This window comes from Microbacterium sp. GXS0129, assembly GCF_044769785.1.
GTDB lineage: Bacteria > Actinomycetota > Actinomycetes > Actinomycetales > Microbacteriaceae > Microbacterium > Microbacterium nymphoidis.
This window is the reverse complement of record NZ_JBIZVZ010000002.1, coordinates 694,681-710,084: the sequence shown is the minus strand read 5'-3', so window position 1 is coordinate 710,084 and position 15,404 is coordinate 694,681. Positions and strand designations below refer to the sequence as shown.

The following is a 15,404-nucleotide window of genomic DNA, read 5'->3' as shown; positions in this document are numbered from 1 at the left end:
TGCACATATACGCATAGGATCCTGGTGACTGCTCCGAAGCGATCCACCGAGGAGGACTCCGTGACCGATGACAGGCTTCACCGAGCCCCGCGCACCCGTGGGTCGAGGACGACGCCGTGATCGATGAGGCTCGACGGCAGGCCGCGCTCGACGCGATGGGGATCCTCGACACCGCACCGGACGAGCGCGTCGATCGGGTGACCAGGCTCGCCCAGGAGATGTTCGGGGTGCCGATGGTGAGCGTCTCGCTCCTGGACCGCGACCGGCAGTGGCGCAAGTCCCAGATCGGGCTGGACGGCCCGGAGGCCCCACGCGCGGACTCCTTCTGCGACTACACCGTGCGGGAGAACCGTGCAGTGGTGATCGAGGACGCAGCGGTGATGCCGGAGTTCGCCGGTAATCCGTTCGTCGTGGGCGACCCCCATCTGCGGTTCTACGCCGCCCACCCGCTGTACGCCCCGGGAGGGGAGCCGGTGGGAACACTCTGCATCGTGGATACCCAGCCCCATCCGTTCTCCGACGGTCAGGCGGCCCTGCTGAAGGATCTGGCGTTCTGGGTGCAGACCGAACTCGCCAAGGACCAGGAACTCGATCACGCCGAAGTGGTGCAGCGGGCGATGCGCCCCCGCGTGCTGCCCGAGTTTCCCGGTTTCACCATCGCCGCGGCGGGAACAGCCCGCGGGCAGCTCTCCGGCGACTTCTTCGACCTCTCGCTGCACGACTCTCGCCTGCGCCTCACCCTGGCCGATGCCATGGGAAAGGGAACCGGACCGGCGCTCGTGGCTGCGGGCCTGCGTGCCTCGCTGCGAACGGCACCCGGGCGCTCGCTCGCTGAGGCGATGGCGGAGGCTGACCGGCTCATCGAGGCGGACCACGGCGACACGGGCATGTTCGTGACCGCGGTGCACGCCGAGCTCTCGCCAGACGGGTGCCTCCAGCTGGTGGACGCCGGACACGGCCTGGCGTTCGTGGTGCGTGCAGACGGAACCTGGCAGCGTCTGCGCTCGCTGGGACTGCCGCTGGGTATGGGCAGCGGCGATGCGGCAGAGCGGGAACCGGAGAGGACGATCCTGGAACCGGGCGACTGCCTCATCTGCTGCAGCGATGGACTGCTGGATGTCATCGACGCGGAAGATCCGGTGGCCGAGGTGACGCGCATTCTTCGCGAACTCGGACCCGACGGTGCGGTTCGTGAAGCGGTGCGTCGCGCGCGAGATCCGCGCGCGACTGACGACATCACCGCGCTCGTGGTGCGGAGGAACCCATGACCGAGCCGTCGCCCACACCGCCTCGGCCACGTCCGAGCATCCGGTTCGCCATCATCCGCGTGCTGGCTGTCCTGTCCGTGATCCTGGGCACCAACTACATCGTGTGGCGATGGCTGGCATCGATCAACTGGGACGCCTGGTGGATAGCCGTCCCGCTCGTGCTGGCCGAGACCTACAGCCTCATCGACACGTTCTTGTTCTGCCTCACGATGTGGCGGGCGCGCGAGCGCCCCCTGCCGGTATCCGCTCCGCAAGGGACCGCGGATGTCTTCATCACCACCTACGACGAGCCCATCGACCTCGTCATGACCACGGCGCGCGCAGCGCAGCGCATCGCCTACCCCCATCAGACCTGGATCCTGGACGACGGCGCGCGCCCGGGGCTGCAGGAGGCGGCTGCCGCCGCCGGCATCGGCTACATCACGCGCTCCGATGACTGGGTGGGAAAGCCCCGCCATGCGAAGGCCGGCAACCTCAACAGCGCCCTCTTCGAGACGGACGGCGAGTTCCTGCTGATCCTGGACGCCGATCAGGTTCCCGATCCGCTGATCCTGCACCGCACGCTCGGCTACTTCGCCGACGATCCGACGGTGGCGCTCGTGCAGACGCCGCAGTTCTTCACCAACGTGGACGAGGCCGATCCGCTCGGCGCCCAGGCGCCGCTGTTCTACGGGCCGATCCAGCAGGGCAAAGACGGCTGGAATGCGGCGTTCTTCTGCGGGTCGAACGCGGTGCTGCGCCGCGAGGCCCTGATGCAGCTCGGCATCATCGGCTACGTGCGGGAGATCACCGACTCGACCCGGCGGGCGCTGCGCACCGCCGAGCAGCTGATCGCGCGCGAGAGCACCGCCACTCAGGACGCCACACTGCGGGGCGAGCTCACCGAACTTCTGGGGCACATACGCGACGCGCGCCGGGAGATCGCCGCGGGCCACCCCATCGCGGATGCCACCTACCGGGTCCGCGAGGCCGTGGACAGCGCGTCCCGATCCGTCGTGGCGCGCGATCTCGCGGCGATCCAGGCGGATCTCGATGCCATCGCCGACCTTCCACTGCAGCGCGACTCGGAACTGGGCGTCCTGGTCGTGGACGACGAGGGTCTGGACCGGCTCGCCGCAGCCGATTTGTCGCCCCTCGGGGCGATCGAGGCGGTGTCGGCACTGCTGTCCACGCTCAATATCGACCGTGCCGACGAAGCGCAACCCGTTCAGCCCATCGCCACGATCTCCGTGACGGAGGACATGGCAACCGCCATGCAGCTGCATTCGCTCGGATGGAGCAGCGTGTATCACCATGAGCTCCTCGCCCGCGGCCTCGCCCCCGAAGACCTGCGTACGATGCTCACGCAACGTCTGCGGTGGGCGCAGGGCACCCTGCAGGTGATGCTGCGAGACAATCCGCTGATCAAGCGCGGGCTCTCGTTCGGCCAGCGCATCATGTACTTCGCGACCATGTGGAGCTACCTCTCCGGCTTCGCCGCGGTCATCTACCTGATCGCGCCGGTGCTCTATCTGCTCATGGGAGTGATGCCCGTGTCCGCGTGGAGCGTCGACTTCTTCGCGCGCTTCCTGCCGTACTTCGTGGTCAATCAGCTCCTGTTCCTCGTGGTGGGCCGCGGCATGCGCACCTGGCGCGGCCAGCAGTACTCACTGGCGCTGTTCCCGGTCTGGATCCAGGCCTGCTGGAGCGCCGCGATGAACGTGTGGTTCTCCCGTCCGCTCACGTTCGCCGTCACGAAGAAGGACGGACGCGACGAGCGGGGCGTCCCGTGGGGGCGGATCTGGCCGCAGCTGACCGCGATCGTCGTGCTGGTGATCGCTGCGGTCATCGGTCTCGCTCGACTTGCCGTGGGAAGTGCCGATGGCACCGGTACCCTCGTGAACACCGCCTGGGTGCTGTACGACCTCGTCGTGCTCAGCGTGATTATCCAGGCGGCGCGGTATCGCGGACCGCAAGCCACTGTGGCGGCGGTCTCCGATGCCACCCACATCCCCGATCCGGAAGGACGCCCATGAATCTCACGAGCACGACTGAGGGCGGCATCGCGGTGATCCGCATCGAGGGCCGCTTCACGGCGTCCGGGGCGCCGCTGCTGCGAAACGCCGTCACGGATGCGATCCAGGCGGAATCCCCGCGGATCGTGGTGGATCTGTCCGACGCCACCTTCATCGACTCCTCGGGGCTCGGGGCCCTCATCGGCGGTCTGAAGAGCGCACGCGTGGCCGGAGGCGATCTGCGTATCGCCGGTGCCCCCGACGCCGTGCTGACCGTGCTGCGCCTCACCAACCTCGACCGGGTGCTGCTGAATCACCCGTCAGTGGAAGCCGCCTTCGTTGGATCGTGAGGGGGCGTCACCTCACACGCTGCACCGTTCCGGTGAGGCCGCTGCCGCGTTCCTCGATCGTCTGCTCGATGACCTGGACGCCTTCCTGATGGACTCCGCCGCCGTCGCAGACGAGGACCGCGCCCTGTTCCTGCTTGCGGTGAGCGAGGTGGTCAGCAACGTCATCGCCCACGGCGGGCCGGGTGTCCGGGTGACAGCGGCCGTCGAGATCCTGCCGCGGGAAGTGCGTGCACGTATCGATGACACGGCCCCTCCCGCCCTCATCGACTGGGACCGTGTGGCGCTGCCGTCGGAGCAAGCCGAGTCGGGCCGTGGCCTCGCGATCGCCCTTGCGGTGCTGGACGAACTGCGCCACGAGTCGGCCGGGACCGGAAACGTCTGGCTGCTGCGCCGCTCCTTCGCCGCCTGACGCGCTCGCGGGCGCACGCACGGGTGCGGAGTCAGCGGACGAGGGGCCCACTCTCGGATCCGGCATAGACCAGTTCCATCACATCCAGCGGACGGTGCTTCTGCTTGGTCGCATGCACCATCGTGAGCTGCAGGCCGTCGTGGGCGGGGAAGACCGAGGCGGTGAAGCGCTGACGGGGTGAGGTGGCCTGCAGGCCGGCGATGATCTCGGTGGAGATGCGTCGGGCTTCGGCGTCATCCTCGGCGTCCGCACCCGTGACGCGCAGGGTGTAGTCGATTCCGCGCGCCCGCGCATACTGGAGAGTGGGCACGAGCTCCGGGCCGAGATGGACGAGGTCTGGGCCGATCTGGGACAGCTGGCGAAGGTAACGTTCCTCCACGATGCACGCCTGGCGGGAGGACGGCTCATCGGCGGCGACATCGCCGTTCGCGATGGCCGACAGCAGGTGGACCGCGTTGTCGAGGCCGGCATCCACCCAGCGCCGGTGGATGCGCTGAGCACCGGCCGCGAGTTCGGTGGCCATGCGGGCCTGGAAGAGAGCATCACGTGCCGAGGCGGCCTGGCGGTTGAGCCGGAGGATCTGCGCCTGGATGGCGCTCCACATCGCGCTCACGGCGAGGGCGATGACGCCGGCGGTGAGCGCGACCAGTGCCGCGTCGGCGGACACAGTCGCCATCGTCGTCACGGTGAGGGCCACGCAGAGCGTCCAGATCCCGCCCGCCACCGCCACGTATCGTGCGGCGACGCCGTGGGAGAGAAGGAGGACGTACGGGGCCGTCGCCGCGATCGCGTTCCACTGGGTCCAGCCCTGCATGCCGAAATCGTTGGCGGCACCGGCGAGCAGATACACCGCGCACGTGCAGAGGGTGAGCCAGAAGGTGATCGTGCGGGGGGACGATCCCGGCGGAGTGCGCCAGAAGATCATCAGCGCGAGCACCATGAAGCCGATCATCGGGAACAGGGCGAGATGGAGGTTCGTGCCGCCCGCGCCCAGCAGCACTGTGCTGCCGATGGTGGCACCGGTCGCCCAGAATGCGCCGGCGCGACGGATCAGCGTGGTGGCGGCACCCTGCGTTGCGACGCTGCGCTGCGTCGAGCCGAGGCTGGCGGAGCCCCCGGCGAGAGCCGTGCTGCTCGCCCGGTCACGGAGGGGGATCGTGAGACGCACGGTCGTTCCCGCGCCCACGGTGCTCGTGACGCTCGCGGCGAACCCGTGCGCACGCGCGCGCTCGTGAATGGAGGAGAGGAAGCCGGTGGTCTTGGGTGCATGCGTCGCCGGAGTCGCACCGTGAGCGGACGTACCGCGAAGCACGTCGGCCACGTCGAAGCCCCGTCCCGCGTCGTGCAGCTCGATGCGGAGGCGGGAGCCGGCGACGGACGCGGTGATGTCGACCTCATCCGCGCCGGAGTGCTTCATCGCGTTCGTCTGTGCCTCCCGAACACATCCGATGACCGCGCGGATCACGTCTGAGCTCAGGTGCTGTGCGGCAGCGCGAAGCTCGTCGTCCTCCACGCCGTGACGCGTGACACGCAGACCGGGCTGGCAGAACACGTCGAGGATGTCATCGTCCGGCAGGGTGTGCTGCTCACCGCGCAGCCGGCGCAGCAGCGCGACGTCCCGGGAGCATTGCGTTCGCACCTGGGCCATGTCGCTGACCCCGGAGTTGCCGTTCGCGATCGCGCCGAGAGTGTTGATCGCGGTGTCGTGGAGGACGCGGATCTGTTCGCTCATTTGCGTGATGGCCTGGCGCTGCAGTGCAGCCTCCTCCCGCGCCATCTCGCTGCGGGCGATGGCGCGGTCGGTGCTGTTGACGTATCGCAGGAGGGAGGCGAGAGCGAGACGGGTGACCGTGACGATGAGCACCTGGATGAGAACGAGGGAGGTGGTGAAGCGCGGGTCGGCACCGTGCGGGGAGGATGAGGTCACCACGGCGCACACGAGGGTCGCGGCGAGCATGAGGGGAACGGCTCCGCCGCCGAGGACGAGGGCTCCCATCATGAAGCTCGCGAAGTTCATCTGCCACGTAGCCGCAGACGCCAGCACGGCGAGCTCGGGCGAATGCGTGAGGATCACCGCCCCGAGGCCGAATGCCGCGAGGGCGATCGGGGCCGGGGGCAGCTGCATCAGGAGGGCGAGGACCATCACGGCGCCGAGGACGACCTCGGCGGCTGCGAACGCATATCCGTCGGTGCCCAGACGCACAATCACCAGCGGGGCGACCGCGAAGGCCAGCGCGGCACAGCCGATGAGCGTGACACGGGACAGCGCGCGCATGAACGCTCCCGCCGCCCAGATGTCCGGGTCGGTGTCGATGGCCTCGGAGCGCTCTACATGCAGACGGGTGAAGAGCACGCGCAGCATCCGGATCACAACGCTCATGAGTCCGTTCTTACTGCACGATGCCCTCCGCTGTCACTCGGGCGGGAGATGACTCCGCGGATTCGTGCGCACGGGAGCCGTGACCTCCGCGGGCACCGATGCGATCCGCCGGACCGCGCCGGTTCCCGTGAGCGAGCGCGGATCGACGGGCGTCCGGAGGACCTGGGGCCGTATTCGCCATAGACTCACGAGCGTGACGGACCCCCCGGCTGACACGGCGCTCGCGCGCGCGACGACTCGTCTCGTCGACGCGACGATGCAGCGTGCCGTTCTGGGGGGCGTGGGGGTCTGGCACGGGTTCGTCATCCTCGCCGCCCTCGCAACGGTGACAGCCGATGGCGCAGCTCTTTCGCGCGCGGTCGCCGTGCACGTGGCCCTGCTGGTCGCCTGTCTCGTGTGCGCTCTTCTTCGCCTGCCCGCGCTGCCGTGTCTGATCGCGACCTTCGCCGGCATCGCGATCGATCTGGCCGCCGTGCCGGACTGGCGTTTGCCGCTGGCGTTCGCTGCGGTCTGGACGGCGGGCATCACCTGTGCGACCCCCACCCTGATCCTCCGGCCGCGTCGGGCGCTGCTCGTCGGCGGCGGTGCGCTCATCGGTCATCTCGCCCTCCAGATCATGCTGCACCCGGACTGGCCGATGCATTCGCGCCTGATGGTGGTCGTGCTCGGCGCGATCCTCTTCGTCGGCGCCCGTGCCATGAGGAGCACCATCGACGCGGCGGCCCACCACGCCGATGAGCAGGCGGAACTGGCGCGCCGCAGCGCACGCAACGAGCGGATCGCACGCGACACCGGTCGTGAGATGGCGGAGGACGCGCGAGTCCTCCACGACACGATCATCAACACGCTGAGTCTGATCTGCCGTGGCTCCCGGTCAGACCTGGATGTCGCGGCAGCGCGCCGTCGCGCCGCGCACGATGCCGCGGTGATCCGCCGTCTCACACAGGAGGGCACATCGCCCGAGGGGGCTGAGGGCGCGCCGGGAAGGGGCGGGAGCTGGCTCGCCGAAGAGGAAGGCGGTCTCTCGCACCTGGTCACCGCCGTCGCGCACCAGGCCGGGATCCCGGTCGAGTACGCGGGTCCATCCGAGCACGATCTCGAGCGGTTCGAGTCACTGCTTCCGGTCGACGCATCGCGCGCCATCGTCCGGGCGGTCTTCGAGCTCATCACCAATGCGGCGAAGCACTCGGGGGCACGCGCTGTCCGGCTGCGGCTGGAACTGCAGACGGCGGGCGTGGTGGTCTCGGTGAGCGACGACGGAGTGGGGTTTCGTGTCCAGCCCGTGCCGGGCCGCGGCCTGGCGGAGTCCGTGTTCCGACGGTGCGCTGACGTCAACGTGTCGGTATCGCTCGAAAGCGCCCCCGGCCAGGGCACGACGGCCACCCTCACCTATGCGATCGATGCCGTGGCACGGGATCTTCCCGCGCAGCCGGGCGCGGAGGCCGACCTGGATGCACGTGTGATCGCGGCAGCCGGGTGCTGGATCTGGGCCGGCATCATCCTGGGTGCTGATCTCCTGCTCTCGGCCTTCCGGCCGCCCGCCGTTGCCGCCAGCAGTATCGCGGTCTCGCTGTCCCTGGCCGTCCTGACCGTCTTCGCCCGGCGTTTCGCGCGCCGTCGCCGAGCGGCTCCGCTGTGGATGACGGTGCTGCTGGTCGCCTCCGTGCCGGTCGGGTACCTGGTGCCTTTCGTCGTCATCACCGACGCGGGGGAGCCGCTGCTGTTCTTCCCCGCCCTGGTGGGGACCGTTCCGCTGGTGCTGCTGATGATGACGTATCGCTCCCGGGTGCCGCTCATCGTCGCCCTGGTGAGCCTGGCGGCGAGCGTCGCGGCGGCCTGTCTGGGCACCGTCACGGGAACGGCGTCTTCGCTTCTGATCGCTATCGTCGCAGCCGCTCCCCAGGTGGGGCTGTTCGCCGGGTGGGGCGTATTCGTTCCCGTGCTGGATCGTGCCGTCGGCGCGTATCGGGCGCAACTGCGAGCGGCCTGCGAAGCCGAGACCGGAGCCCTCGCGCAGAACGCTCTGACCGTCGCGAGGGAGAGGTGGATCCGCGTGGGAACGCGGACTTCCGTCGCCCTGCTGGAGGAGATCGCGGTGGGTGAGGCGGATCCGCGAGAGCCCGCCGTGCAGCAGCGATGCGCCGACGAGGAGCGGTATCTGCGACAACTGCTGCTCATCGACGCGGATGTGCTGCACCTCAGTCCGTGGCTCGCGATCGCCCTTGTCAAGGCCCGTTCACGCGCGGTGCCGCTGGAGGTGCGTGGCGGTACGGTCGACAGTTCCGATCCTGCGACGGCCCGGATGGCGGGGGAGGTGCTGCTGACCGTACTGGATTTCTGCGACGCGTCGGATCGTGTGATCGTCAGCCTGTTCACCGAGGCCGACAGTCCGGTGTGCCTGATCCTGGGACCGGAGGGACTCGCACCGGTGCTGGAAGGAGTCATCTCGGCCAACGGGCCCGCGGTGGAGTGCGTGTCCGGAGCCTCGCACACCTTGATCTCGGTGCGTCCGCCCGTCGCTGTCGCGGCCGCGGACGCCGCGCTCGTCTCGTCGTAGCGCCGCACTCGTGTGGCCGACTCTCCACGCCCGCTCAGACAATCCGCGTCACCGGGACCAAAATGAGGATCCGATGCGTTGAGATGATGGAACCTGCGAAAGCGCAGGAGCGAGGAGAGAATCATGGTCCAAGGAATCGCTGACGACGGCCGCATCACCATGCGCGAAGGCGCGGACACAGCAGTGCTTGCGGGCGGGTGCTTCTGGGGGATGGAGGATCTCATCCGCAAGCAGCCCGGCGTGCTGGATACGCGTGTGGGCTACACCGGCGGCAGCAACGACCACGCGACATACCGCAACCACCCCGGGCACGCCGAGGCGGTCGAGATCGTCTACGACCCCACGAAGACGACGTATCGGGACCTGCTGGCGTTCTTCTTCCAGATCCACGACCCGTCGACGCTGGACCGTCAGGGCAATGACATCGGATCCAGCTATCGCTCGGCGATCTTCCCGCTGAACGCGGATCAGGAGCGGATCGCCCGCGAGACCATCGCCGATGTCGATGCGTCCGGCCTCTGGCCGGGCAAGGCCGTCACCACGATCGAGCCTGCGGGTCCGTTCTGGGAGGCCGAGCCGGAGCACCAGGACTATCTGGAGCGCATCCCGAACGGCTACACCTGCCACTTCGCCCGTCCGGGCTGGGTGCTGCCGCGTCGCGCTGAGGTCTGATCTGCCGTGGTTCGGGCATGGTGTGAAGATTCGCACCGTGCCCGGACCCGCGTCGGCGCCACGGAAAGGATGCTGCGATGACGGGTTGGGTCTGGGTGAGAACTGCTCCTGAGCGCAGGCTTGTGTCGGATGGCATCGGGGGTCCTGTTCGTTCAGAGCCCATCGCGCCGCTCAGCGAACTGGAGACGCGTCTCCTCGCGGCGGCACCGGGCGATGTCGTCGCCGCGGTCGACGTGCCACCCTGGATCGTGGTCGACGACGAGCTTGCGGGTGTGTCCGTGTCCTGGCCGGGGCGGCTGCTCGACGTGGAGGCTCTGCCCGCCCTCGCGCCGAGGGACCGAGAGCGTGAGGCTGAGACGAACGCCCAGCATCGCGGGCGATACCGGCGCGTGACACGGGTGCGTGTGCTGCGCGAGGTATCGCCCAGCGCGCTCTTCGGTGCGCGCGGCGACCGGGTGATCGATGTCATCGGACGAGCCTCGACTCTGACGCCGGCAGAGGCGTCGGTGCTCGCCGATCACCTGCCGCCGGCGGTCGAGGACGCATGTGCGCGGGTATGGCGACGCTGGTCTGGCGCCGAGCGCCGTGTCGGCAGTGCCGTGTTGCTCGATCCGAACGTTCGCGGCGGGTCCCCGATCAATCGGGGTCTGCTCGTGATCAACGATGTCGTCAATCATGCTGCGGCAGGACATGCAGCGGCACGATACGTCCGGGACGACGAGGATCCGGACGACGAAGATACGTGGCTGGAGCTCGACGCGCCGTGGCGGCACGCGAGCACGGCCCTGCGCTGCGCGGCGCTCGCGCTCGGCGCAGCGGATGTGAGCGACGACGAGGGCGATGTCCTTCTCGCGTCCTGGCGTGCCCTGACCAGACCACCCGCAGTGCCGTGACTGGTGGCGTATGGTGGACGCAAGCGCTCGGCCGTCACACTGACGTGGCCTGCTGTTCCGGTGCAGACCGAGCTCCACGCGAAGACCCGCTCGTCCGGGAGCGGTGATGCCCCGTGCTTGGCGCGCCTGGCATCTTCGACCCGAATGTGAGAGAGGCCCATGCCACGTCCGAACCGTGTGGTGACGCTGCAGTCCGTCGCCGAACATGCGGGCGTCTCCCTGAAGACCGCGTCCAACGCCGTCAACGGCACGGGGCGCATGGGGGACGACACCCGCACGAAGGTGCTGGCCGCCGTCGAGGAGCTCGGCTACAAGGTCAACGTCGCCGCACGCAACCTGACCCGCGGTCGCACCGACGCCATCGCTCTCGCCGTCCCCACCCTGAAGGCGCCCTACCTCGCAGAACTCGCTGAGAACGTGGTCGAGGCGGCACGCGCACGCGGGCTGACCGCGTACGTCACGACGTTCGGTGAGGGCTTCGGCCCGATGACGTCGCGCGCTTATCTGGAGCAGTTCAACGTGCACTTCGCCGACGGTCTGCTGCTTTCCATGGCCGAGCATGAGCAACTGACACCGGCCGACCTCGACGTCGATTACCCGCTCGTGTGCCTGGGATCGCGGGACACCTTCGGCTTCGCCGACCACGTCACGACCGACGACATCGCCGATGCACGCACGGCCACCGAGTACCTGCTGTCGCGCGGGTGCACATCGATCGCCGTCGTCGGCGCGCACCACGCGTATGACCCGGTCGCGATCAGCACCGCCACGGAGGGCAACGCCGAGCAGCGCCTCCGGGGCATCTCCGAGGCGCTCGCCTCGGCGGGTCGCCGGCTCGATGGGCGACTGGTCGGCGTGAGCGGCTACGTCTGGTCGATCAGCGCCGGGTTTCGTGCGGCGACGGCCGTCATCGACTCGGGAATCCCCTTCGACGGGCTCATCTGCCTGAGCGACACCATCGCCATCGGAGCGGTGTTCGCCCTCCGTGAGCGCGGCATTCGCATTCCGGAGGACGTCCAGGTGATGGGGTTCGACAACATCGCCGAGTCCGCCTACCTGGTGCCGCCCCTGACCACGATGAGCTCCCAGCTCGAGTGGATCGCACCCACCGCGATCGACCTGCTGCGCGCGCGTATCGATGGCAACAGAGCGGACCCCGCACTGCATCTTGCGCTGTCCGACATCGTGGTCCGCTCGACGACCCGATAGGACTCCCTGTCACGGATTTCACGCTCCAGACTCGCGTGTGATCGGGGATTCATAGCCCGACAGAAATTTGCTGGTGCGAACCTGCGAATCGTGCGCTATCGTTCCTGGTACAGCGCTGTACCAGAGACTGCAATGAAGGAGAGACTGGCCAGAAACGCACCGATCCGTCGCGCCCGGAACGCACGACGACGGTAGGCACTTCCCCACGGAAACACCGACGACGGACACGATCACCCGTCAGGCACATCCCTCGCAACACTCGCAGTCCTCACCGGAGAACGAGCTCCGGTGATCCCGCGTCGGCCCACCACCGCGCGGGAGGTACGACACCGCGGATCGTGCTTCAGGCACCGTTCGCATCACAGCACCGGAAGGAAACTCATGCGCTCCATTTCGAAGCGGACGATCGCCACGCTCGCGGTCCTCCTGCCCCTGTCCCTCGCCCTCGGTGCCTGCTCCGGCGGCGGCGACAACACGGGAGATGCCGGCTCCGGCGGTGGCGACGACAACACGCTGACCGTCTGGACCTGGGACCCCAACTTCAACATCTACGCGATGGAGGAGGCCGAGAAGATCTACCAGAAGGATCACCCGGACTTCACCCTCGACATCGTCGAGACCCCCTGGGACGACCTGCAGACCAAACTCACCACGCTCGCCCAGTCGGGCCAGACGGGGGAGCTGCCCGACATCTTCCTGATGCAGAACAACGCCTTCCAGAAGAACGGCATCAACTACCCGGAGCTGTTCAGCCCGATCTCCACCGACGCGGTCGACTTCTCGGAGTTCCCGTCCGCCGTGACCGCGTACTCCACGATCGACGGCACCAACTACGGCGTTCCCTTCGACGCCGGAACGGCCGTCACCGCCCTCCGCACGGACGTGCTGGAGGAGGCGGGATACAAGCTCTCCGACTTCACCGACATCACCTGGGATGACTTCATCACCAAGGGCAAGGACGTGCTGGCGAAGACCGGCAAGCCGCTGCTGTCCGGTCAGGCCGGCTCCTCCGACCTGATCATGATGATGCTCCAGAGCGCCGGAGCCAGCCTGTTCGATGACAAGGGCAAGCCCACCATCACGGACAACGCCACCCTCGAGGCCGCGATCACGGTGTACACCCAGCTCGTGAAGGACGGCATCCTCGTCGAGGTCAACTCGTGGGACGAGTACATCGGAACGCTGGTGAACGGCACGGTCGCCGCCACCGTCAACGGCGTCTGGATCGTCGGGTCGATCCAGACGGCGGAAGACCAGTCGGGCAAGTGGGGAATCACCAACCTGCCGAAGCTGGACGGCGTGTCCGGTGCGACCAACTACTCCGCGAATGGCGGCTCGTCCTGGGCGATCAGCTCGAACGCCAACGTGGATCTCGCCACCGACTTCCTCGCGGCGACGTTCGCGGGGTCGACCGAACTGTACGACACCATCCTCCCGAAGGCGGGCGCGGTGGCGAACTGGATCCCCGCGGGCGACTCGAAGGTCTACAACGAGCCGTCGGAGTTCTTCGGCGGGCAGACCATCTTCGCCGACGTCGTCACGTTCGGCGCCGACGTCCCGTCCAACAACACGGGCGCGTACTACTACGAGGGCCGCGACGCGGTGAGCGCTGCGCTGACGCAGGTCATCGGTGGTGCCGACACGGCTTCGGCACTGGCCGAGGCGCAGGCCAACGTCGAGTTCGCGATGCAGTGATCACCGGCCGGTCGGCGCTCACTCCGCGCGAGCGGGCGCCGACCGGCCCGATCGGCAGAGCCGATCCCGAACAGCGTGCGCAGCACCGTGGCCTGGCCGATGCCAGAACCTCCGCCGGTGAGCAGCGCACTCCGCATCCACGCACTGAAAGCGAGAACGACGTGACCCTTTCCGTCACCCGCTCCGGCCGGAGCCGGAAGGAGCAACCGCTCAGCGCCTCCGTCACCGGCCCCCGGCCGTGGCTCACCGGTGAGCGCCGCCGCAGCCTCACCGGGTGGGGGTTCCTCCTGCCCGCCGCCCTGCTGATCCTCGTGTTCAGCTTCATCCCGATGATCCAGGCCCTCTTCCTGTCGCTGCAGACCGGACGCGGGGCCGGGCTGAAGTTCGCCGACCCGCTCTGGACCAACTACGCGCGTCTCATGCAGGACGAGACTTTCAAGCTCACCCTGCAGAACACGTTCATCTACCTGATCATCCAGGTGCCGGTGATGCTGATCCTCGCCCTGGTGCTGGCGAATCTGCTGAACGACCGGAACCTGCGGTTCAAGGGAATCTGGCGAACGGCCATCTTCCTTCCCTGTGCCGTGTCACTGGTGGCGTACTCCCTGGTGTTCCGCACGCTGTTCGCAGCCGACGGGTTCGTCAACGACATGCTGAGCGGTCTCGGGATCATCGATGCGCCGGTCAACTGGCTGGGCGATCCGGGCACCGCGCGATTCGTGATCATCCTCGGTCTGCTCTGGCGCTGGACCGGATACAACATGGTGTTCTTCCTCGCGGCGCTCCAGAACATCGACTACTCCAGCATCGAGGCTGCGAAGGTCGACGGCGCCAATGCCTGGCAGACGTTCTGGCGCGTGACCGTGCCGCAGCTGAAGCCCATGATCCTGCTCACGGCGATCATGTCGACCAACGGCACCCTCCAGATGTTCGACGAATCCTGGGCTCTCACCCGTGGCGGGCCGGGCTACATGACGATGTCGATGTCCCACTACCTCTACGAGGTGTCGTTCCTGAAGAACCCGAACTTCGGCTACGCGGCGGCGATCTCCTACGTGATCCTGATTCTCGTCGCCGTGCTCGCCTTCATCCAGCTGAAAGTGGGGGACAAGCGTGATTAAGCTGCTGCGCCAGGGACCGAAGTACCTGTTCCTCGGCATCTTCGCGATCTTCTCGATCTTCCCGCTCTATTTCATGCTCGTCTCCGCCACCAACTCCAGCAAGGACGTGCTGGATTCGCGCCTGCTCCCGGGCGGCGAGCTGTTCGCGAACTTCGCCAAGCTCACCGGAGCCCAGAATCTGTGGGGCGCGATGTGGGCGTCCTTCATCGTGGCCGTCGGCATCACGGTGCTGGCGCTGATCATCTGCTCCATCGCCGGATACGGCTTCGAGGTCTTCCACTCGACGGGCAAGGACCGGCTGATGGCGGTGCTGCTGCTGGCCATGATGATCCCGTTCGCGGCGACGATGGTGCCCTTGTTCCAGCTGTTCTCCCGCGTGGGACTGGTCAACTCGCTGGTGGCCGTGATCATCCCGGCGATCTCCACTCCGTTCCTCATCTTGCTGTTCCGGCAGGCGTCGCGCGGTTTTCCGCACGAGATCATCGAGGCTGCCCGGATCGACGGACTGAGCGAGCTCAGTATCTTCGCGCGCATCTACGTGCCCACGATGCGCTCCACCTACGCCGCTGCGGCGGTCATCACCTTCATGACCGCGTGGAACAACTTCCTCTGGCCCAAGGTGATCCTCGTCAACAACGCGTTCCAGACCATGCCGATGCTCATCTCCAATCTCAGTGCGGGCTACGTCACCGACTATGGCGTGCTCATGCTGGCCGTGCTGCTAGCCTCGCTGCCGACCATGGTCATCTTCCTGATCCTGCAGCGTGCCTTTGCACAGGGCATCACCGGGGCCATCAAATGACGCCGGCGTCGTACCTCCTGATTCCTGCCGCGCGACTCGCGCAGAAAGCCACGG

Annotated in this window: 12 protein-coding genes; 11 read left to right on the top strand and 1 reads right to left on the bottom strand. The window is 67.8% G+C overall.

What is annotated here, in order from left to right; all coding sequences use genetic code 11:
• The first annotated feature begins 116 nt into the window (after window positions 1-116).
• Genes ACIQJ5_RS09725 through ACIQJ5_RS09710 form a run of 4 tightly spaced genes read left to right on the top strand, consistent with a single transcriptional unit; the run spans window position 117 to window position 4,021 of the window.
• Window positions 117-1,268 (top strand): PP2C family protein-serine/threonine phosphatase, encoded by a 1,152-nt coding sequence (locus tag ACIQJ5_RS09725; RefSeq protein WP_231091984.1) that lies wholly within the window; start codon window positions 117-119, stop codon window positions 1,266-1,268.
• The gene (locus tag ACIQJ5_RS09720) at window positions 1,265-3,283 is read left to right on the top strand and encodes a glycosyltransferase family 2 protein (protein ID WP_402843237.1); all 2,019 of its coding nucleotides are present in this window, start codon (window positions 1,265-1,267) and stop codon (window positions 3,281-3,283) included. Before ACIQJ5_RS09725 ends, ACIQJ5_RS09720 begins: the two co-directional genes overlap by 4 nt.
• A complete protein-coding gene (locus tag ACIQJ5_RS09715) occupies window positions 3,280-3,612 on the top strand; it encodes an STAS domain-containing protein (protein WP_231091986.1) in 333 nt (110 codons plus the stop codon). Before ACIQJ5_RS09720 ends, ACIQJ5_RS09715 begins: the two co-directional genes overlap by 4 nt.
• On the top strand, window positions 3,602-4,021 hold the full coding sequence (locus tag ACIQJ5_RS09710; RefSeq protein ID WP_231091987.1) for an ATP-binding protein: 420 nt from the start codon (window positions 3,602-3,604) through the stop codon (window positions 4,019-4,021). The genes ACIQJ5_RS09715 and ACIQJ5_RS09710 overlap by 11 nt, the downstream gene beginning before the upstream one ends.
• Before the next feature lie 31 nt (window positions 4,022-4,052).
• On the opposite strand, the gene ACIQJ5_RS09705 is transcribed toward ACIQJ5_RS09710, so the two are convergent.
• A complete protein-coding gene (locus ACIQJ5_RS09705) occupies window positions 4,053-6,401 on the bottom strand; it encodes a sensor histidine kinase (protein ID WP_402843232.1) in 2,349 nt (782 codons plus the stop codon).
• Between the two features lie 193 nt (window positions 6,402-6,594).
• Here ACIQJ5_RS09705 and ACIQJ5_RS09700 point away from each other — a divergent pair, with 193 nt between their 5' ends.
• The 7 genes from ACIQJ5_RS09700 to ACIQJ5_RS09670 all read left to right on the top strand — a co-directional run bounded on the left by ACIQJ5_RS09700 (window position 6,595) and on the right by ACIQJ5_RS09670 (window position 15,350).
• Entirely contained in the window at window positions 6,595-8,958 is a 2,364-nt protein-coding gene (locus tag ACIQJ5_RS09700) for an ATP-binding protein (protein ID WP_402843229.1), read from the top strand.
• 123 nt (window positions 8,959-9,081) lie between these two features.
• A complete protein-coding gene (gene msrA, locus ACIQJ5_RS09695) occupies window positions 9,082-9,630 on the top strand; it encodes a peptide-methionine (S)-S-oxide reductase MsrA (protein WP_402843225.1) in 549 nt (182 codons plus the stop codon).
• A 77-nt stretch (window positions 9,631-9,707) separates the two neighbouring features.
• Window positions 9,708-10,523 carry a hypothetical protein gene (locus tag ACIQJ5_RS09690; RefSeq protein ID WP_402843222.1) on the top strand — a complete coding sequence of 272 codons (816 nt, stop codon included), beginning with the start codon at window positions 9,708-9,710 and terminating at the stop codon, window positions 10,521-10,523.
• Window positions 10,524-10,682: 159 nt separating this feature from the next.
• Window positions 10,683-11,732, top strand: coding sequence for a LacI family DNA-binding transcriptional regulator (locus ACIQJ5_RS09685; RefSeq protein WP_402843219.1), 1,050 nt, complete (start codon window positions 10,683-10,685; stop codon window positions 11,730-11,732).
• A gap of 381 nt (window positions 11,733-12,113) precedes the next feature.
• Window positions 12,114-13,427 carry an ABC transporter substrate-binding protein gene (locus ACIQJ5_RS09680; protein ID WP_402843216.1) on the top strand — a complete coding sequence of 438 codons (1,314 nt, stop codon included), beginning with the start codon at window positions 12,114-12,116 and terminating at the stop codon, window positions 13,425-13,427.
• Window positions 13,428-13,588: 161 nt separating this feature from the next.
• Complete coding sequence (locus tag ACIQJ5_RS09675) at window positions 13,589-14,548, top strand: carbohydrate ABC transporter permease (RefSeq protein ID WP_231091994.1); 960 nt, start codon at window positions 13,589-13,591, stop codon at window positions 14,546-14,548.
• Window positions 14,541-15,350, top strand: coding sequence for a carbohydrate ABC transporter permease (locus ACIQJ5_RS09670; RefSeq protein WP_231091995.1), 810 nt, complete (start codon window positions 14,541-14,543; stop codon window positions 15,348-15,350). Before ACIQJ5_RS09675 ends, ACIQJ5_RS09670 begins: the two co-directional genes overlap by 8 nt.
• The last annotated feature ends 54 nt before the right edge of the window (window positions 15,351-15,404 follow it).